Annotated in this window: 15 protein-coding genes and 1 pseudogene; 8 read left to right on the top strand and 8 right to left on the bottom strand. The window is 73.0% G+C overall.

The annotated features are described in order from the left end of the window. The first annotated feature begins 210 nt into the window (after positions 1 to 210). The gene (locus PINTE_RS15130; protein WP_068432413.1) at positions 211 to 957 is read left to right on the top strand and encodes a carboxymuconolactone decarboxylase family protein; all 747 of its coding nucleotides are present in this window, start codon (positions 211 to 213) and stop codon (positions 955 to 957) included. Between the two features lie 191 nt (positions 958 to 1,148). Here PINTE_RS15130 and PINTE_RS15125 read toward each other — a convergent pair whose 3' ends face one another. Beyond that, positions 1,149 to 1,781, bottom strand: a complete 633-nt coding sequence (locus PINTE_RS15125) for a TetR/AcrR family transcriptional regulator (RefSeq protein WP_068432411.1) — start codon at positions 1,779 to 1,781, stop codon at positions 1,149 to 1,151. A gap of 4 nt (positions 1,782 to 1,785) precedes the next feature. Further along, a complete protein-coding gene (locus PINTE_RS15120; RefSeq protein ID WP_068432409.1) occupies positions 1,786 to 3,012 on the bottom strand; it encodes a cytochrome P450 in 1,227 nt (408 codons plus the stop codon). 79 nt (positions 3,013 to 3,091) lie between these two features. Between PINTE_RS15120 and PINTE_RS15115 the strand changes: the two genes are divergently transcribed. Both PINTE_RS15115 and PINTE_RS25235 read left to right on the top strand, forming a co-directional pair. Continuing rightward, complete coding sequence (locus PINTE_RS15115) at positions 3,092 to 3,286, top strand: ferredoxin (RefSeq protein WP_068432426.1); 195 nt, start codon at positions 3,092 to 3,094, stop codon at positions 3,284 to 3,286. Positions 3,287 to 3,398: 112 nt separating this feature from the next. Next, a pseudogene (locus PINTE_RS25235) lies at positions 3,399 to 4,136 on the top strand (TspO-related membrane protein); the annotation flags it as partial. A 184-nt stretch (positions 4,137 to 4,320) separates the two neighbouring features. Here PINTE_RS25235 and PINTE_RS15105 read toward each other — a convergent pair. Both PINTE_RS15105 and PINTE_RS15100 read right to left on the bottom strand, forming a co-directional pair. After that, positions 4,321 to 4,806 carry an NUDIX hydrolase gene (locus tag PINTE_RS15105; protein ID WP_068432406.1) on the bottom strand — a complete coding sequence of 162 codons (486 nt, stop codon included), beginning with the start codon at positions 4,804 to 4,806 and terminating at the stop codon, positions 4,321 to 4,323. Then, positions 4,803 to 5,186 carry a DedA family protein gene (locus PINTE_RS15100; RefSeq protein WP_245642973.1) on the bottom strand — a complete coding sequence of 128 codons (384 nt, stop codon included), beginning with the start codon at positions 5,184 to 5,186 and terminating at the stop codon, positions 4,803 to 4,805. Before PINTE_RS15100 ends, PINTE_RS15105 begins: the two co-directional genes overlap by 4 nt. A gap of 174 nt (positions 5,187 to 5,360) precedes the next feature. On the opposite strand from PINTE_RS15100, the gene PINTE_RS15095 reads away from it, so the two are divergent. Further along, positions 5,361 to 6,314, top strand: coding sequence for an NADP-dependent oxidoreductase (locus PINTE_RS15095; protein ID WP_068432399.1), 954 nt, complete (start codon positions 5,361 to 5,363; stop codon positions 6,312 to 6,314). A gap of 21 nt (positions 6,315 to 6,335) precedes the next feature. Here the strand turns inward: PINTE_RS15095 and PINTE_RS15090 are convergent, their stop codons facing one another. Together PINTE_RS15090 and PINTE_RS22800 are read right to left on the bottom strand one after the other, a co-directional pair. Then, positions 6,336 to 9,101 carry a multicopper oxidase domain-containing protein gene (locus PINTE_RS15090; RefSeq protein ID WP_068432397.1) on the bottom strand — a complete coding sequence of 922 codons (2,766 nt, stop codon included), beginning with the start codon at positions 9,099 to 9,101 and terminating at the stop codon, positions 6,336 to 6,338. Further along, positions 9,098 to 10,303, bottom strand: coding sequence for a DUF8744 domain-containing protein (locus PINTE_RS22800; protein WP_245642972.1), 1,206 nt, complete (start codon positions 10,301 to 10,303; stop codon positions 9,098 to 9,100). The genes PINTE_RS15090 and PINTE_RS22800 overlap by 4 nt, the downstream gene beginning before the upstream one ends. A gap of 167 nt (positions 10,304 to 10,470) precedes the next feature. On the opposite strand from PINTE_RS22800, the gene PINTE_RS15080 reads away from it, so the two are divergent. Then, a complete protein-coding gene (locus tag PINTE_RS15080; protein ID WP_068432394.1) occupies positions 10,471 to 11,577 on the top strand; it encodes an alpha/beta hydrolase in 1,107 nt (368 codons plus the stop codon). A gap of 177 nt (positions 11,578 to 11,754) precedes the next feature. Beyond that, the gene (locus PINTE_RS15075; RefSeq protein ID WP_068432389.1) at positions 11,755 to 12,141 is read left to right on the top strand and encodes a cytochrome b5 domain-containing protein; all 387 of its coding nucleotides are present in this window, start codon (positions 11,755 to 11,757) and stop codon (positions 12,139 to 12,141) included. Between the two features lie 118 nt (positions 12,142 to 12,259). Here PINTE_RS15075 and PINTE_RS15070 read toward each other — a convergent pair whose 3' ends face one another. Together PINTE_RS15070 and PINTE_RS15065 are read right to left on the bottom strand one after the other, a co-directional pair. Further along, complete coding sequence (locus PINTE_RS15070; protein ID WP_068432385.1) at positions 12,260 to 12,709, bottom strand: GlcG/HbpS family heme-binding protein; 450 nt, start codon at positions 12,707 to 12,709, stop codon at positions 12,260 to 12,262. Continuing rightward, complete coding sequence (locus PINTE_RS15065; RefSeq protein WP_068432422.1) at positions 12,706 to 14,886, bottom strand: malate synthase G; 2,181 nt, start codon at positions 14,884 to 14,886, stop codon at positions 12,706 to 12,708. The genes PINTE_RS15070 and PINTE_RS15065 overlap by 4 nt, the downstream gene beginning before the upstream one ends. A 229-nt stretch (positions 14,887 to 15,115) precedes the next feature. Between PINTE_RS15065 and PINTE_RS15060 the strand changes: the two genes are divergently transcribed. Next, positions 15,116 to 16,588: an FAD-linked oxidase C-terminal domain-containing protein gene (locus tag PINTE_RS15060; protein ID WP_245642971.1), complete on the top strand. Its 1,473-nt coding sequence runs from the start codon at positions 15,116 to 15,118 to the stop codon at positions 16,586 to 16,588. Beyond that, positions 16,585 to 17,568, top strand: a 984-nt coding sequence (locus PINTE_RS15055) for an FAD-binding oxidoreductase (protein ID WP_068432383.1), incomplete at its 3' end; no start/stop codon positions are given. The genes PINTE_RS15060 and PINTE_RS15055, both read left to right, overlap by 4 nt.

Genomic DNA, 17,568 nt, shown 5'->3' with positions numbered 1-17,568 from the left:
TGATAATGGCGACCGTGGCGCGAAGGCCGTCGTCCGCGTCGAGGGTGTGCCGATCATCACCCTGGTCCAGCGCAAGCGTCGCGTGGATCGCTGGCGTCGGGTAAGTCGCGCATCGTGAGGCCGGCGAATCGGCCTCCCGCAGTGCTGGACCCCGGGCGAGCGGCAGGGCAAGATCATCGCGGGCGGATTCGGCGTGGCGGGGGAGGGCGCATGGACAGGATCGAGCGCAGCGAGGAGACGTACGCGAGGCTGTTCGGGCCGCGCGACGTGACCGTGCACGAGGACGATCCCGAGCTGATGGAGATGCTGCGCGGCCTGATCTTCGGCGACATCTTCTCCCTTGGCGACCTCGACGACCGCACCCGCGAGCTCATCACCGTCGTGCTGCTCGCCACGCAGCAGACGCTGCCGCAACTGGGCGCGCACGTGGGGGCCGCGCTCAACGTCGGCATCACCCCGCTGGAGGTGCGCGAGGCCATCTACCAGTGCGCCCCGTTCATCGGCTTTCCCAAGACCCTCAACGCGCTGCACGTGGCCAACGAAGTGTTCACCCAGCGCGGCATCGAGCTGCCGCTGCCCTCGGCCGCGACCGTCGGGCAGGAGGAGCGCTACGACGCCGGGCACGCCATGCAGTTTCCGCTCTACGGCAACGCGATGCGCGAGAACCTCGCCGACCTGCCCGGAGACTGGGGCCAGACCGTGCCGCGCCTGCTCACCGAGTTCTGCTTCGGCGACCTCTACACCCGCACCGGCCTCGACGTGCCCACCCGCGAGCTGCTCGTGCTCGCCATCCTCGTAGCCCTCGGCGACGCGCCCGTGCAGATCTTCTCCCACGCCATCGGCAACTTTCAGGCCGGCAACTCCAAGGAGAAGCTCGTCGCCGTCATCGTGCACGCGTTCCCCTACGTGGGCTTCCCCCGCGCCGTCAACGCCCTGCGCATCGTCAAGGAGCTGTGAGCCGGGTCGTCGCGTGACCCGCACTCCGTCCGCGGCCGGGACGGAGTGTCCACTCGGGGTGCTTCGAGTGGGCACCGCACAGGGGTACGTGCGGACTTGAGGCGCTGACCTGCGATGTTGCGCCGGGCAACGAAGGTGTCCACTCGTGAGTGGTCAATGCAGAGAGGGCTATGCGAAAACCGCCGCCCGGCTCAGCGGTCGGGAGCCAGCAGCACCCCGGTGAGCGCGTCGACGAGCGCGCCGCCGACCATCGACCAGTCGACGGCCTGCCCCGATTCGCACGCCACCGCCTCCCGTTCGGCGCACGTGTGCACGACGAGGTTGCGCATCATCTGCAGCCGCAGCTCGAGGATCCCCGGGCGCAGCGGCGGCGCGAACGACCACATGGCCGCGCCGCCCTCGACGTGCGCCGAGACGATGCCCTCGTGCCACACCACGCTCGGCCCGAACACCGGGTCGGCCAGCGCCTGCGCGGTGAATCGCGCCGTCCAACACGGGTTTCCCAGGGTGGCGAGATGCTCGGTGTAGGGCAGCGCCAGCGCCGCCACGTGGTCGTGCGGGTCGCTCGACCCGCGGGACGCCCGAAGGTGCGCCAGGGTGCGGGCGTGCACCGCGTCGGCGTGCCCGCGGCAGATCGCCCGCACCAGGTCGTCCTTGGTGCCCACGTGATAGGCGACCGCGGAGTTGTTCGCCTGACCCGCCTCCTGCGCCACCTGCCGGTTCGACACCTGTGCCAGCCCGTGCTCGGCGTACAGCCGCTCGGCCGTGCGCAGCAACAGCTCCCGCGTCGACTCGGTTGAGCGCGGCCGCGTGCGGGCGCTCACCGGCTCACCACCGCACCGGCACCTCCTCCAGGCCACCGACGAGCAGCCCCTCCTGCCGCCGCAACTCCTGCGCCGGCACCGCCAGCTCCAGCGTCGGCAGCCGCTCCAGCAGCACCGACAGCACCGTCTGCAGCTCGACCCGCGCAAGCGCCTGCCCGAGGCACGAGTGCGCCCCGACCCCGAACGAGATGTGCGGGTTGGGAGACCGATCGAGCACCATGTCGTCGGCCCGCTCGAAGACGTTCTCGTCGCGGTTGGCCGAGGCCATCACCGACCACACCGTCGTCTCCGCCGGGATCGTCGTGCCCGCGATCTCGATCTGCTCGTCGACGTGCCGCGACAGCGCGAAGCCGAGGTTCGCGTCGAAGCGCAGGGCCTCCTCGACGGCCGTGCGCACCAGCGAGCGGTTTGCCACGAGGGCCTCCCACCGAGAGTGCGGAGCGAGCAGCATCGAGACCATCTTGCCGATCATGTTGGCCGTCGTCTCGTGCCCGGCGATCAGCAATCCCATTCCGGTCATGACGAGTTCGTGCTCGGTCAGCTCGCCCTCCGGGGTCTCGGCGCCCCGCACCAGCGCCGACAGCAGGTCGTCGCCCGGGTGCTCGCGCCGGTCGTTCACGTGCCCCTGGATGTAGGTGTACAGCTCGATGCCGGCCGCGATCATCTCCTCCTGGCTGTACCGCGTGAGGTTGAGGATGCGGTCCGACCACTCCGAGAACCGCTCCCGGTCGCTCGCCGGCACCCCGAGCAGCTCGCAGATGACGAACACCGGCAACGGAAAGCCGAGCGCCGCCTTGAGATCGGCCGCCCCGCCCGCGGGCGTCGAGGCGACCATCTCGTCGATCAGCTCGTGGGCGATCCGCTCGATGCCCGGCTGCAGCGCCCGCACCCGCTTGACCGTGAACGTGCGCCCGAGGATCCGCCGCCAGTGCAGGTGCCGCTCGCCGCTGAACAGCTCGCTGCCCGCCGCGAGCATCGTGTCGTCGCCGCCCGCGCCGGCCGGGTCGCCGGTCAGCGAGCCCCGCTCGAAACGCGGGTCGGCGAGCATCTCGCGCACGTCGGCGTAGCGGGTCAGCACCACCCCGTCGGCGCCGTTCTCGGCGCGCACCTTGGCCACGGGGCACCCCGTGCGCAGCCGGGCCCACTCCGGGGGCGCCCCCAGCGCGTTCGGCGGGTCGAACGGCAAAGCCAGGCGCTCCTCGGCGGAGACGGTGTGCTCGGTCTGCGTCATCGGACGTCCTCACTGCAGTCGGTGACCTCGCGGGTTATGTTAAGTCACCTGACTGAAATCGCCATGAGGAGGCGGTGTGATGCGTATCGAGGCCGACACGGAGGTCTGCATCGGCGCGGGGCAGTGCGTGATGACGGCGCCGGAGCTGTTCGACCAGAGCGACGACGACGGCGTCGTCATCGTGCTGGAGCCCGAGCCCGGCCCGGAGTTCGCGACCCAGGCCCGGGAGGCGGTCGGGCTGTGTCCCTCCGGGGCGCTGCGGCTGCGCGAGTAGCCGCAGGGGGCTCGCCGACAGCCGCGAGCAGTCGCGGGGAGCTCGAGAATCCGCGCCCCCCAGCTCAACCCACGGCCTCGAAACCCGGCGGGCGATCAGGCAGGATTGTGATATGTCCCCAGAGCATCGGCGCGTGACGCGGTCCCGGCAGATCTTCGTCACGGCGTCGGCGGTGTTCTGCGTCGTCGGCACGCTGTTCGGCACCGGGGTCATCGGCACCCGCGTCGCGGAGTCCTCCGGTGGCGACCTCGCCGCCGACGCCACGCTCATCGCCCCGGCGGGCACGGCGTTCTCGATCTGGAGCCTGATCTACCTCGGGCTGCTCGCGTACACGATCCGGCAGTGGCTCACGCCGTTCGCCGACACCCCGCGGCACCGCGTCACCGCCGGGCTCGCCGCGATCTCGATGATCCTCAACGCGCTGTGGCTGCTCGTCACCCAGGTCGGCTGGATCGGCCTCAGCGTGCTCGTCATCGTCGCGCTGCTGCTCACCCTCGGGCTGCTCGCCGCCCGCCTGCTCGACCGACCCGAGCCCGGGATCAGCGAATTCGTCGTCGTCGACGGCACCTTCGGGCTCTACCTCGGCTGGGTGTGCGTGGCCGTCTGCGCCAACATCGCCGCCGCCCTCGTCGGCTGGGGCCTGCCGTCCGAGGGCGCGCTCGCGGTGACCGCGACGATCGTCGTGCTCGCGGTCGTCGTCGCCGTCGCGTGGTTCCTCGGCCGCCGGCTCGGCGGTAACTGGTTCGTCGCCGCCGGCATCACGTGGGGCCTGGTGTGGGTCGGGGTCGCGCGGCTCACCGACGAGCCGGAGTCGGTGCCGGTCGGCATCGCCGCCCTCGCCGCGGCCGCCGCCGTGCTCTTCGTGACGTGGCGCGGCAGCCAGGAGCGGCCCGCCGACCGCCTCGACCGCGGCAACCACCGCGACTACGGCAATCATGGCGACCACGGCAATCACGGCAATGGCAGGGGCGGCGAGCCGCGCCCGGTCGGGCCGGGAGCGCCCGACGCGACCGCCTCCACGAGGCCGACCCCGCCTACCGCGGCCCCTGCGGGTCCCGACCCAGCGCCGTCACCAGCCGGTCCAGCAGCGGAGCCTGTGCCGCCACCAGCCGGCGCCGAGCCGGCTCCAGGGGCATCCACTGAGCCCGATCGACCTCGGGAAAGCTGAGCACGCGACCCGACCCGCGGGGCCATTCCAGCTCGACGAGATTGCTCGCCACGTACGACAGCGACGCGGGGGCCTCGACGGCGAAGGCCGTCACCACCTTGCCGCCACGCTGGCGCACCTGCCCGAGCTCGAGCCAGGCCCCGGCCGGCGCGGGCACGCCGATCTCCTCGGCGAACTCGCGGGCGGCGACGGCCTCCGGCTCCTCGACGTTCGGGTCGTACTCGCCCTTGGGGATCGACCACGCGGCGTCGTCCTTGCGCGCCCAGAACGGCCCGCCCATGTGCCCGAGGAAGACGAGCAGCTCCCCGGCCTGCACGCGGTAGGCGAGCAGCCCCGCGCTGTGCCGGGTCACGAGCCGGTCACCGAGCGCAGCGCCACGACGATCGCCGTGCCGAGCGCGGAGTAGATCGTCGCCCAGATCAGCGAGCCCACGACGACCGCCGGCAGGTAGCGCCTCAGCGGCATGCGCATCGCGCCGGCCGTCGCGTTGATCGCCGTCTGCAGCCCGATCGTCGCGAACGACAGGGCGACCGCACCGGCTCCCCACCGGGCCACGAGCCGCTCGGCCCGCGGCATCGCGTCGCGGTCGAGCCGGAGCCGGAAACGCGACTTACCCGCCCCCGCCCGCACCCCGCGGGCGATCCAGTACGTGGCGTTGGCGCGGATCATGACGATGACGAACAAGGTGGCGAACGCCGCAGCCAGCGGCAGCTCGTTGATGCGTTCCACCACCTGTGACCACCCCTGCGGCGCCGGCTCGAGACGCGGTGCGCCACGTGCGAGATCCCCCGCGGATCCCCTGCGGGCGCGCGTCTTCGCAGCGTAACAGCGCTCAATATTCGGACCTGACCGTGCTAATGCCGCCCTGGCCTCGGTGTGTGCCCTCCATACGGCAGACTCGCCCCCATGCGAGCCGCACAGATCGACCGCTTTGGCGGTCCCGAAGAGTTCCACCTCGTCGACGACCGGCCGACCCCCTCGCCCGGGCCCACCGACGTGCTGGTCCGGGTGTTCGCCGCGGGCGTCAACCCCATCGACTACAAGATCCGTGACGGCTCCTCCGGCGTGGCCAAGAAGCTGGGCCCCGGCGACTTTCCGCTCGTGCTGGGCCGCGAGGGCTGCGGCGAGATCGCCGCCGTCGGCGACGAGGTCGACGACCTGCAGGTCGGGCAGCGGGTGTTCGGGCTCGCGCCGATGGGCCACCCCGGCGGCTTCTACGCCGAATACGTCGTGCTGCCCGCCACGAGCATGGTCCCTGCGCCGCAGGAGGTGCCCGACGTCGTGCTCGCCGGCACCGCCCTCGCCGGCATCACCGCCTGGACCGCCGTGCACGACCTCGGCAAGGTCACCGCCGAAGACATCGTGCTCGTGCACGGTGCCGGAGGCGGGGTGGGCCAGTTCGCCGCCCAGCTGTGCCTGGCCGCCGGCGCCACCGTCTACGCCACCGCCTCCGGGCGGCACCGCGAGCGCATCAGCAGCTGGGGCGCCCACCCCGTCGACTACACGACCGAGGACTTCACGGCCGTCACCCCGCGGCCCACCCTCATCATCGACGGCGTCTATTACGGCACCTACGAGCCCTCGATGGACCACCTCGCCCCCGGCGGGCGCATCGTCATGCTGCCGACCCTGGCCGACCTGGAGCCCGCGAAGTCCCGCGGCATCGACATCTCCGTGCCCGCGATCGTGCCCGACCGCGACCGGCTCTCCGCGCTCGCGGCGACCGTCGCCGCCGGGCACATGCACGTCGAGGTCTCCGCGGTGCTGCCGCTGGAGGAGGTCGCCCGCGCCCACGAGATCGTCGAATCCGGCCACGCCACCGGCAAAGTCGTGCTCGACGTCGCGGGTATCCCGGTGTAGGTTTCCGCGCGCGTTGGCTCGTCAGCGGGTCACGCGGAACAGGCCCTTCGCGCCGCGCTCGGCGTCGACCATGATGTGCGAGACGAACGGGTAGGTGCCCGGCTCGTCGAAGGTCAGCTCGACGAACCCGCCCTGCGCGGTCTGCAGCCCGAGAGCCTGACCGCCTCCCGTCGCGGGGCCGCCCGTGACGCCCGGGGTGCGGCCGTCGCGCAGCAGGTAGGCGCCCTCGGCCCACATGGTGTCGAACTGACTGCCGATGACGTGGAACGACATCGGCCGGTTCGGCCCGGCCGACAGCACCCAGATGCGCACCTTCTCCCCGACCCGCGCGGTCAGCGGCTGGTGCACGTACTGCCACGCGTAGCCGTTGAACACGACCGCGTCGGGGCGTTCGGCGTTGACCTTCTCCACGGCGACCGGCGCCCCCTGCGGCCCGAGGAAGATCTCGGACTGCACGAACACGAACGAGCGGTCCGCCGGCGGCAGGTCCTCGGGCTCGACGATCACCGCGCCGTGCATGCCCGCGGCGATGTGCGCCGACATCGGCGCCGTCGAGCAGTGGTAGAGCCAGATGCCGGCGCGCTCGGTGGCGAACCGGTACTCCAGCCGCTGCCCGGGCGGGATCGTGCGCATCACCTCGTCGGGGCGCACCCGGCCGGCGTGGAAGTCGATCGAGTGGCCCATCGTGCCCTCGTTGACGAGCGTGACGACGAACGGGTCGCCGACCCGGCCGCGCAGCACCGGGCCGACGTTGGTGCCGTTGAACGTCCAGCGCTGCTGGGTGATCCCGGGCGCCACCTCCAGCGGCAGTTCCTGCACCCGCAGCGTCACCGCGTGCGGGGTGCCGGCGGGCACCGGCTCCAGGGCGGCGGGGTGCGGGGTGAACCCGGCCGCGGGCGCGCGGGCCGAGTCCAGGGTCGGAGCCGGGTCGCTCGGCTGCGCGGCCTGGGTGTGGTCGTGCCCGGAGCCGGACTGGCCGGCCGCCGCGCCGGTGGCGCGGATGCTCATCGTCATGCCCATCTGGCGGTGCCCGACGATCGAGCACCAGCCCTCGATGTCGCCGCCGACGACGCCCGCGTCGACGCTCGCGCGCGCGTCGGGGGCCAGCCGCCCCGAGCGCGGACCGGTCTCGAGCACGAGGTCGTGCACGTTCGCCGGGTCGGTGTTGTGCAGGTCGATGACGAGGCGGTCGCCGACCGGCACGTCGATCGCGTCGGGCACGAACCGCATGCCCCGGGCGGTCACCGCCACCCGGGTGGTGTGGCCGGTCGCGCGCACGTTGCCACCGCCTCCGGAGCCGGAGCCGGGCCGGGCCACGCCCGCGGAGGCCGGGTCGAGCGCCACGCCCACGCCCGCCCCGGCCGCGATCGTCGCGAGCCCGGTGAGCAGCTGCAGCCGCGACAGGGTCGGGGTGCGGGAGGCCTCCTGGCGCGCGGTGAGGCCCGCGGCGGCGCGTTCCACCGGGCGGGCTGCGGGGATGTTCGCCCCCGCGTCGGCTCCGGTGGCGGCCTCCGACCCGGCCTCCGATGTGCTCGCCGCGCGGGCCCGGCGGGCGCTGGGGATCGTGCCGGCCCCGGCGGCGGCGCTCTCCCGGCGGGCGGCGACGGCCGCGCGGATGCCGCTGAACAGCAGCGGGATGAACGCCAGCAGTGCGACGAACACGAGCACGGAGACGATGACGCGCACGAGGCTGGGCACCGGCAGCAGGCAGACGAGCAGTCCGAGGTTCGTCACCGTGACCCGCAGCACCCCCCAGCGCTCGATGCGCGACATGCCCGCGCGCAGCACCGACGGTCCGCCGCCGATGACGACGGGGATGAGGTGGGTCAGCGCGCCGAGCAGGATCTGCAGCGCGAAGCCCGCGACGAAGACGACGCTGATCATCGGGTAGCCGTCGGCCAGCGCCGCCCACGACTCGCGGGTCGCGACCGCGTACGCCAGCCAGGCCAGCCCGACGAGCAGCCACCCCACGGCCGCGGCCGCCGACAGGGTCGGAAAGGTCACCGGAGCGCGACGCCGGGCCGCCCACGCCATCGCCGCGGCGTTGACCAGCACCCCGACCGCGTACAGCGCCAGGCCCGCGACGACGACCCAGCCCAGGCCGGCCAGGGCGCCGCCCACAGTGGCCGCCAGGCCCGCCACGAGCACCGGCAGCGCGCGCTTGCTGGTGGCCTCCGCGCCGGGCGCCATGCGGGTGCGCAGCATCGTCGGCCACAGCGTGACGAGGGTGCCGAGCACCGTCAGCCCGAGAAAGCCGAGCAGGTTGACCATCGTGTGCGCCACGAGCAGCCGCCCGAACCACGCGTCGTCGGGTCCGCGGGCCAGCAGCACCCCGATCGTCGCGCCGACCGGCAGGCAGCACGCCGCGGCGATGTAGTGGTGCACGGTCACCCGAAACCGCCCGGGCAGCGCGCGGTGCAGCCGCCGCCACAGCTCGAACGCGTGCCACAGCACCGCCGCGCTGACCGCCACGGCCCCGGCGACCGTCAGCGGCCACCACGTCGTCGGCACCCCGACGACGACGAGCACGACCCCGGCCTGCAGCAGCCCGAGACGGGCGTCCTTGCGGCGGCGCGACTCCACGTCGGCGCGCACCTTCATGAGCGCGTCGGTGAAGTGGATGCTCCACACCATCACCGCGTGCGTCAGCGCCCCGAGCACGACGAGGTGCACCATGAGCCAGCGCGCCGACGGCACGAACGGGTGCACCGCGGCCACGATCGCCGCCAGCGCCAGCCACCCGATCAGGGGCCGGTCACGCATGAACCAGTTGCCGCGGGTGCTCACGACGGGTCCTCTCCTGGGGTCTTCTGGGCGTTCTGGGTCTCGGTGATGTGAGCCGGAGCCGGTCGCCGGCCCGACCGCGGGGCCGGTCGGGCTCCGCGGCGGTCGCCGGCGATCACCGAACCGGCCGCGACGAGCGCGAACAGCAGCAGCGCGAGCGCGGTGGCCAGCGCCGCCCACGGCCACGGGCCGGTGAGCCCGTCGAGCGCCGCCAGGGCGAGCCGGGCCGCGAGCGTGAGGTGCAGCGCGACGAGCGGCAGCCACAGCAGCGGCCGGTAGTGCAGCGGGCGACGCAGCACGGCAGGCAGGATGACCGGCGCGTGCGCGACGACCATCGACATCGCGAACCCGATGAACGCCGCGTGCACCGCGATCTCGTAGGCCACCTCCGGCACGGCCCGCGGCGCGGCGAGGTCGGCGACGAGCGCGGCCCCCATCCACACGAGCGCGCTGAGCGCCAGCCAGCCGTAGCCGAGCAGCAGCGCGACCGCCGAATACCGCGGCAGGCCCCGCGCGAGGATCGTGCGGCGGGCCACGTCGTGCCACAGCAGCCACGTGACGAGGGCGAGCAGGCTGGCTCCGAACAGCACCCGGCCCCACGGCACCCACAGCAGGTCGAGGGTGAGCGCCACCGTCACGGCGCAGGCGTGGGCGGTGAGGGTGGCGGCCGCGGAGGCGGGCATCGCGATGCGCGCCAGCTCGACCCGCTCGGCCGCGATCGTCAGCACGAGGAAACCGATGAGCCACGGCACGAGCGGAGGCAGCTCCACGCGCGTCCACATCGCGGCGGCGACGAGCGCGAGGAACGCCGCGAGGGCCTGCACGACGACGAGGTCGTCCCGGCTGCGCCGGTACAGGCCGGCGTAGACCCATAGCAGTGCGAGCAGCCCCGCGACGAGCAGGAGCTGGCCGACGAGCGCGGGCAGCGGCGTGATGAGCGCCAGTCCGCCGGCTCCGAGCAGGGCGGGGGCGGCGAACCCGCCGGTGCGGCGCAGCGCCACGGCGCGTTCCAGCGCGATGAGCGTGCCGAGGAAGCCGAGCACCATGAGCATGCCGTGCCGGTCTTCGAGGCGCGGCTCCTGCCAGGGGGCCGGCGCCCCGGCGAGCAGCAGGCCGGCGTTGAGCCCGGCGAGCAGCGCGACCCCGGCCGGCAGCAGCAGGGCCAGGCGCAACCCGCTCTGCTCGGAGCGCTCGTTATTTTTCACGATCGCCACTGTAGTTAATGGTGGGAGGGGTGGTGACGGGCATGCCTCGATCGTGCCCGCCCAGCCCGACCTCGGGGCCCCATCCGCGGCCGGTCGATAGGGTGAGGCGCACTCGATCGGCCCGCCACTGCGCGGCCGAGGGCGCACCGCGAGAAGGGGAGGCCGAGATGAGACTGCCGTTCCGCGCCCTGGCCGTGGCCGGGCTGACGGCCGGAGGTGCCGCCGCGGGTGCGGGCGTCGTCGCCGCCCGCCGGCACGCGGCCGTGCGGGAGGCCGCCCCCGAGCTGCGCCATCCGGTGTTGTACGCGCCCGTCCCGGCCCTCACCGACGGCATGGTCCGCGTGGCCCAGCGGATGCGGTTGCGCCCCGGCGCCCCGGTGCGCGGCGTCGAGCGCGCGGAGCACACCGTGCGTGACGGCGACCGGGAGCTGCGCGTCGTCACCTACGACCCATCGGGGTCGCGGTCCGTCGGCGCGTCGCCCGCTCGCGTTGCGGCGACCGGCTCCGGATCGGGCTCTGAGTCGGGCTCCGGTGGCGCCGCGCGACGCGGGGCGCTGCTGTGGATCCACGGCGGCGGCACGGTGATCGGCGCGCCCGAGCAGGACGACGAGCTGTGCAGCGACCTCGCCCGGCGCAGCGGCACGCTCGTCGTCAGCGTCGACTACCGCCTCGCGCCCGCGCACCCGTTTCCCGCGGCCCTCGACGACTGCGCCCGCGCCCTGGAGTGGCTGCGCGACCAGGCCCCGGGCCTGCGGGTCGACCCGCGCCGCATCGCCGTCGGCGGCTCCAGCGCCGGAGGCGGCCTGGCCGCCGTGCTCGCCCAGCGCGCCCACGACGAGGGCCGGCCAGTCGCGTTCCAGCTGCTCGTCTACCCGATGCTCGACGACCGCACGGTGCTGCGCCCCGACGACCCCCGCCGCGGCCGGCTCGTGTGGACCCCCGTGCTCAACCGGTACGCCTGGACCGCCTACCTCGGCGGCCCACCGCGCGTCGAGGACGACCGCGCCTACATCGCCGCCTCGCGCCGCGAGGACCTGAGCGGGCTGCCTCCGGCGTGGGTCGGGGTCGGCGACCTCGACCTGTTCTACGGCGAGGACGTCGCCTACGCCAGCCGCCTCGGCGAGGCCGATGTCGAGGCGACGGTGTATATCGTCGGGCGCATGTACCACGCCGCGGACTACCTGCGCCCGCAGGCGCCGCTCATGCTCGCCTTCCGCGACCGCATGGTCGAGGCCCTTCTCGCCGCCATCGGCCCCGCCGCCCAACTACCGTGACCCCCACCACCCCTGACCCCCAACCGCCCCCGGCAACCGCCCGCCCCACCAACCGCCCCCCCCAACCCCACCCCCACTTCCCTCAAAACTGCGTGTCGTGGTGAGAACTGCAGTCCGTGCCGCAGTCCTGACCACGACACGCAGTTCTCAGGGAAGTACGAACCGAAAGGTGTCTTTGTGAAGCGCTTCCTCGCCACCTCGTCCGCCTGCCTGCTCGCGTTGACCCTCGCCGGGTGCGGGGGCTCCGGTGACTCCGGCTCCCAGGCGCCCGCGCCCGCCGAGGCCCCCACCCCCACCGGAGACGGGTCGGCCGCCACCACCGCCGCGCAGACCTACACGATGGCCGACGTGCAGCAGCACAACAGCTCCGACTCCTGCTGGACGGCCATCAACAACGAGGTCTACGACGTCACGAGCTGGATCAGCCAACACCCGGGCGGCCCCGACAGGATCGAGGGCCTGTGCGGCAAGGACGGCACGAGCAACTTCGAGGGCCAGCACTCCGGCGACTCCAACCCACAGAGTCGGCTCGCGTCGTTCAAGATCGGCGAGCTCAGCGGCTGACCACGCCACGAACGCCACAACGCCAGTAATGACGAGGCCCGGCACCCGCGATCGGTGCCGGGCCTCGTCGGGCTCGTTCGGGCCTCGCGGGCGTCGTCGTCGCCTTGGCGTCGAGCGGCTACTCGGGCTGCGCGACCAGCCCGGCGGCCTCGATGCCCGCGACGGCCGCCGCCTCGTCGTTGTCGGAGGTGTCACCCGAGACCCCCACGGCCCCCAGCAGGGAGCCGGAGTCGTCGCGCACGAGCACGCCGCCCGGCACCGGCACGAGCGAGCCCCCGGTCGCCGCGCCCGCCGCGAGCACGAAGTAGGCCTGCTGTTCGGCGCGGTTCATGATCGAGCGCGAGCCCATGCCGAGCGCCAGCGCGCCGTCGGCCTTGCCCTTGGCGATCGCGAATCGCCCGTTGGAAGAGCCGTCCTCGCGTTCAACCGCGGTGACGTGCCCGCCCGCGTCGAGCACGACGACCGTCAACGGCTTGAAGCCGCGCTGCGCCGAGGCGGCCCGGGCGCCCGCGACGATCGCGCGCGCCTGCTCGAGAGTGACGCCCAGCGTGTTGCCCGCCGTGCTCATGCGATCCCCAGCCGAGCCTTGAGCTTGGCGCGGTACTCGTGCAGCAGCGGCTCGGTGTATCCCGACGGCTGCGTCGTGCCGTCGAACGCGAGCGCTCGCGCGGCGGTGAACGCCTCGCCGTCGAACGCCGGTGCCATCGGCTCGTAGTCGGGGTCGCCCGCGTTCTGTTGGTCGACCTTTTCGGCCATCCGACGGAACGCGTCGTCGACGAGTTCGGCGTCGACAACCCCGTGCTGCAGCCAGTTGGCGATGTGCTGGCTGGAGATCCGGCACGTCGCGCGGTCCTCCATGAGCGCCGTACCGGTGATGTCGGGCACCTTCGAGCACCCGACTCCGGCGTTGATCCAGCGCACGACGTAGCCGAGGATCCCCTGGGCGTTGTTGTCGACCTCGTCGCGGCGATCCTGCTCCGACCACCCGGCCGGGTCGCCGACCGGGATCGTCAGCAGGTCCCGCAGCGTCGAACGCCGCTCGCCGCCCAGGCTCCGCTGCACCTCGAACACGTCGACCTGGTGGTAGTGCAGGGCGTGCAGCGTCGCGGCCGTCGGCGAGGGCACCCAGGCGGTGTTCGCTCCGGCCTTCGGGTGGCCGATCTTCTGCTCCAGCATCGCGGCCATCTCGTCGGGCGCGGCCCACATGCCCTTGCCGATCTGCGCCCGCCCGGGCAGGCCGCACTCCAGCCCGATGTCGACGTTCTGCGTCTCGTAGGCCGCGATCCAGGCGCTGGCCTTCATGTCGCCCTTGCGCACCATCGGGCCGGCCAGCATCGAGGTGTGGATCTCGTCGCCGGTGCGGTCGAGGAAGCCGGTGTTGATGAACGCGAGCCGGCTCGTCGCCTGCGCGATGCACGCCTTGAGGTTGGCCGACGTGCGGCGCTCCTCGTCCATGATCCCGACCTTGATCGTGTCAGGCTCCAGGCCGAGCACCTGCTCGACGCGGCCGAACAGCTCGGTCGTCAGCGCGACCTCGTCGGGCCCGTGCTGCTTGGGCTTGACGACGTAGATGGAGCCGGTGCGCGAGTTCACCCCGGCGCGCTCGCCGCGCAGGTCGTGCACGCTGCCCAGGCCCGCGCACAGCGCGTCGAGAAAGCCCTCGGAAACCGGCTCCCCGTCGGCGTCGAGCACGGCGTCGGTGGTCATGAGGTGGCCGACCTGGCGGATGAACAGCATCGCCCGCCCCGGCAGCGTCAGCTCTCCGTCGGGGGTGGAGTACGTGCGGTCGGGGTTGAGCGTGCGGGTGAAGGTCTTGCCGCCCTTGCTGACCTGCTCGGCGAGCGTGCCGGTCATGAGCCCGAGCCAGTTGTGGTACCCGAGCACCTTGTCGTGGGCGTCGACGGCGGCGACCGAGTCTTCGAGGTCCATGATCGTCGTCGTCGCCGACTCCAGCAGCAGATCCTTGACCCCCGCGGAATCGCCCCGGCCGATCTGGTCGTTCGCGTCGACCTGGATCTCCACGTGCAGGCCGTTGTGCACGAGCAACACCCCGGTCGGCGCGCCCTGCTCGCCGGTCCACCCGACGAACTGAGCCGGGTCGGCCAGGCGAGCGGTGCGCTCACCGACCGCGACTGCGAGCCCCTGCTCGTCGACGGCGTAGGCGGTGGCGTCGGCGTGCGAGGCGCCGTCGAGCGCGAAGTGCTCGTCGAGGAATTCGCGGCCGCGGCGGATGACCTCGGCGCCGCGTTTCTCGTTGTACCCGTCTCCAGGCGCCAGGTCGCCGTCGGTGGCGATCGCGTCGGTGCCGTAGAGCGCGTCGTACAGCGAGCCCCAGCGGGCGTTCGCGGCGTTGGTCGCGAACCGCGCGTTGAGCAGCGGCACGACGAGCTGCGGCCCGGGCTGGGCGGCGATCTCCGGGTCGACGTTCTGCGTGGTCACCTGCACCGACTCCGGCTGCGGCACGAGGTAGCCGAGGTCGCGCAGGAACTGCTCGTATTCGTCCTGGCTCCAGCCCTCGTCGGCGGGCCCGCCGTGCTGGCGGTGGTAGTCGTCGATCGCTGCCTGGAGCCGGTCGCGGGTCGCGAGCAGCTCGCGCCGGCGCGGCTCGAGGTCGGTGAAGATCGACTCGGCGCCCGCCCAGAAGTCCGCCTCGTCGACGCCGCTGCCGGGTAGCGCCTCGTCGCGGATGAAATCGTGGAGTTCCTTGGCGATGCTCAGGCCGCCGACCTGCACGCGTGCCGTCATGGTCACGTCCTCCTTCAGTCTCGTCGTTTCCACATAGCGGAAACGACTTATCTCATCATCGACGCTAGGGGCCGATCAGCGGCGATGTCAACCGACCTCGCGCCGAGCGATGTCGCACTATTTTCCGCATTGTGACAGTTGACTTCCGTGGATTGGCGGGTGCACTGTGGTCGGGAGTTCGTGCGCGACGCTCAGGCGCGCCGATGTGAACGCAAGGGAGCGATCGCCGATGACGATGACGACGCCCGCGGTGCAACCCAGCCCGCTCGTGGCCGACTTCTGCGCGATCCTGCCGCCGGAATGCGTCGTGCACGACCCGGTCGGCCTGCGCACCTACGAGTGCGACGGCCTCACCGGCTTTCGCGTGATCCCCGCAGTCGTCGTCCTGCCCCGCACGACCGCCGAGGTCGCCGCGTGCGTGCGGGTCTGCGCCGCGCGGGGCGTGCCGTTCGTCGCCCGCGGCGCCGGCACCGGCCTCTCCGGCGGAGCGCTGCCGGTGGCCGAGGGTGTCGTCATCAGCCTGCAGAAGCTGCGCCGCATCATCGAGATCGACGCCGAGAACCGCAGAGCCGTGCTCGAACCCGGCGTGACGAACCTCGCGATCACCCAGGCGGCCGCGCCGCACGGGCTCTACTACGCGCCGGACCCCTCGAGCCAGCAGGTGTGCACGATCGGCGGCAATGTCGCCGAGAACTCCGGCGGGGCGCACTGCCTCAAATACGGATTCACGTCCAACCACGTGCTCGAGGTTGAGGTCGTGCTCCCCGACGGCAGCATCGTGACGCTCGGCGGTCCCGGCCCCGAACAGGCCGGCCCCGACCTGCGCGGCCTGTTCATCGGTTCGGAGGGAACCCTCGGCATCTGCACGCGAGTCACGGTGCGGCTCCTCCGCGTTCCTGAGACGGTCCGCACCGTCCTCGCCGATTTCCCCTCCGTCGAGGCCGCCGGCCGGACCGTCGGCGACATCGTCGACGCGTCGATCGTGCCGGCCGCGGTCGAGATGATGGACAGCCTCGCGATGGAGGCGGCCGAGGCGGCCGTGCACGCCGGGTACACCCTCGACGCCCCCGCGGCGCTGATCGTCGAGCTCGACGGCCCGGTCGAGGAGTGCGAGGCGCAGTTCGCGCAGATCACGGCGCTGTGCGAACGCAACGGCGCCACCCGCATCCACGTGCCCGGCTCCGCGGCGGAGCGGGCGGTCGTGTGGAAGGGGCGCAAGGCGGCGTTCGCGGCGGTCGGGCGGATCAGCCCCGACTACATCGTGCAGGACGGGGTCGTGCCCCGGACCCGCCTCGCGGAGGTGCTCACCCGCATCGCGCAGATGGGCGCGCAGGCGGGCCTGCGGGTCGCCAACGTCTTTCACGCCGGCGACGGCAATCTGCATCCGCTCGTGCTGTATTCGGAGGCGGCCGGCGAGCTGCACCGCGCCGAGGAGCTGTCGACGCAGATCGCCGAGCTGTGCGTCGAACTCGGAGGCTCGCTGTCGGGCGAACACGGCATCGGCACCGACAAGGCGTGCTCGATGCCGGTGATGTTCTCGGAGGACGACCTGGCGGTGCAGCTGCGGGTGCGCTCCGGATTCGACCCGCGCGGGCTGAGCAATCCGGGCAAGGTGTTTCCCACGCCGCGGTTGTGCGGCGAGAAGCCGGGTAAGTACCGAGCCCACCCCCTGGAAGAAGCCGGAGTGATCGAGCGGCTATGAGCACCACCGACAACGACGTCCAGACCGGCGCGACGCTCGTGCCGAGCGACCTCGGCGAGTTGCGTGACGCGGTCGTGGACAGCACCGGGCCCCTCGTCGTGCGCGGCGGCGGCACCGCCTCCGACTGGGGTGGTGCGGTGGCGAGCCCGCACACGGTGCTCTCGACGGCCGGGCTCACCGGTGTCATCGCGCACAACCCCGGCGACATGACGGTCTCCGTGCGCGCGGGCACCCCGCTGGAGGAGTTGCAGCGCGAACTCGCGGGCAGCGAGCAGCGCGTGGCGATCGACCCAGCGCGGGCGCGGCGCGGCGCCACCCTCGGCGGCATCTTCGCGACCGCCGACTCCGGCCCGCTGGCCTACACCTTCGGCTCGCTGCGCGACCTCGTCATCGGCGCGACGATCGTGCTCGCCGACGGCACCGTGGCCCGCAGCGGCGGCCACGTCATCAAGAACGTCGCCGGCTACGACCTCACCAAGCTGCTGCACGGCGCGTACGGCACGTTCGCGGTGCTCGCCGAGCTCGTGCTCCGGCTCCACCCGGTGCCGCCGGCCACCCGCACGGTGGCGCTCGACACCTCGCTCGACGAGGCGGCCGCGGCGACTCTGCGGGTCATCACCGGGCCGGCCGAGCCGACCGCCCTGCAGTGGTGCGCCGGCCGCCTGTCGGAGCCTGGTCGCCTGCTCGTGCGGGTCGAAGGCACCCCCGACGGTGTCGACGGCCGAGCCCGCCGGATCGCGGAGGCCCTCGGCGGCGGGGCGAGCGTTCTCGAGCCCGCGGATGCCGAGTCCGCTTGGGACGCCGAGGCCGACACGGTCGATGCGCAGCCCGGCGACGGCGCGGTGCTGCGGCTGGGGGTGATGCCGACGCGGCTGACCGACGTGCTGCGCGGGCTCGACGTCGAGGTCGGGCTGGCGTCGGTCTCGGCGTGCCCGGCCAACGGCGTCGCGACGTGCACGGTGCCGGCCCGCCCGGAGGCG

The sequence above is a fragment of the Piscicoccus intestinalis NBRC 104926 genome (genome assembly GCF_001515525.1).
Classification (GTDB): domain Bacteria; phylum Actinomycetota; class Actinomycetes; order Actinomycetales; family Dermatophilaceae; genus Kineosphaera; species Kineosphaera intestinalis.
Note: the sequence above shows the minus strand (reverse complement) of the source record. Positions and strands in the feature narration are given on the sequence as shown.

Excerpts from the sequence above, each read along its gene's own strand:
- PINTE_RS15120 (WP_068432409.1), bottom strand. The coding sequence starts at position 3,012 with ATGACGCAGACCGAGCACACCGTCTCCGCCGAGGAGCGCCTGGCTTTG.
- PINTE_RS15080 (WP_068432394.1), top strand. The coding sequence starts at position 10,471 with ATGAGACTGCCGTTCCGCGCCCTGGCCGTGGCCGGGCTGACGGCCGGA.
- PINTE_RS15115 (WP_068432426.1), top strand. The coding sequence starts at position 3,092 with ATGCGTATCGAGGCCGACACGGAGGTCTGCATCGGCGCGGGGCAGTGC.
- PINTE_RS15060 (WP_245642971.1), top strand. The coding sequence starts at position 15,116 with ATGACGATGACGACGCCCGCGGTGCAACCCAGCCCGCTCGTGGCCGAC.
- PINTE_RS15065 (WP_068432422.1), bottom strand. The coding sequence starts at position 14,886 with ATGACGGCACGCGTGCAGGTCGGCGGCCTGAGCATCGCCAAGGAACTC.
- PINTE_RS15130 (WP_068432413.1), top strand. The coding sequence starts at position 211 with ATGGACAGGATCGAGCGCAGCGAGGAGACGTACGCGAGGCTGTTCGGG.
- PINTE_RS15095 (WP_068432399.1), top strand. The coding sequence starts at position 5,361 with ATGCGAGCCGCACAGATCGACCGCTTTGGCGGTCCCGAAGAGTTCCAC.
- PINTE_RS15070 (WP_068432385.1), bottom strand. The coding sequence starts at position 12,709 with ATGAGCACGGCGGGCAACACGCTGGGCGTCACTCTCGAGCAGGCGCGC.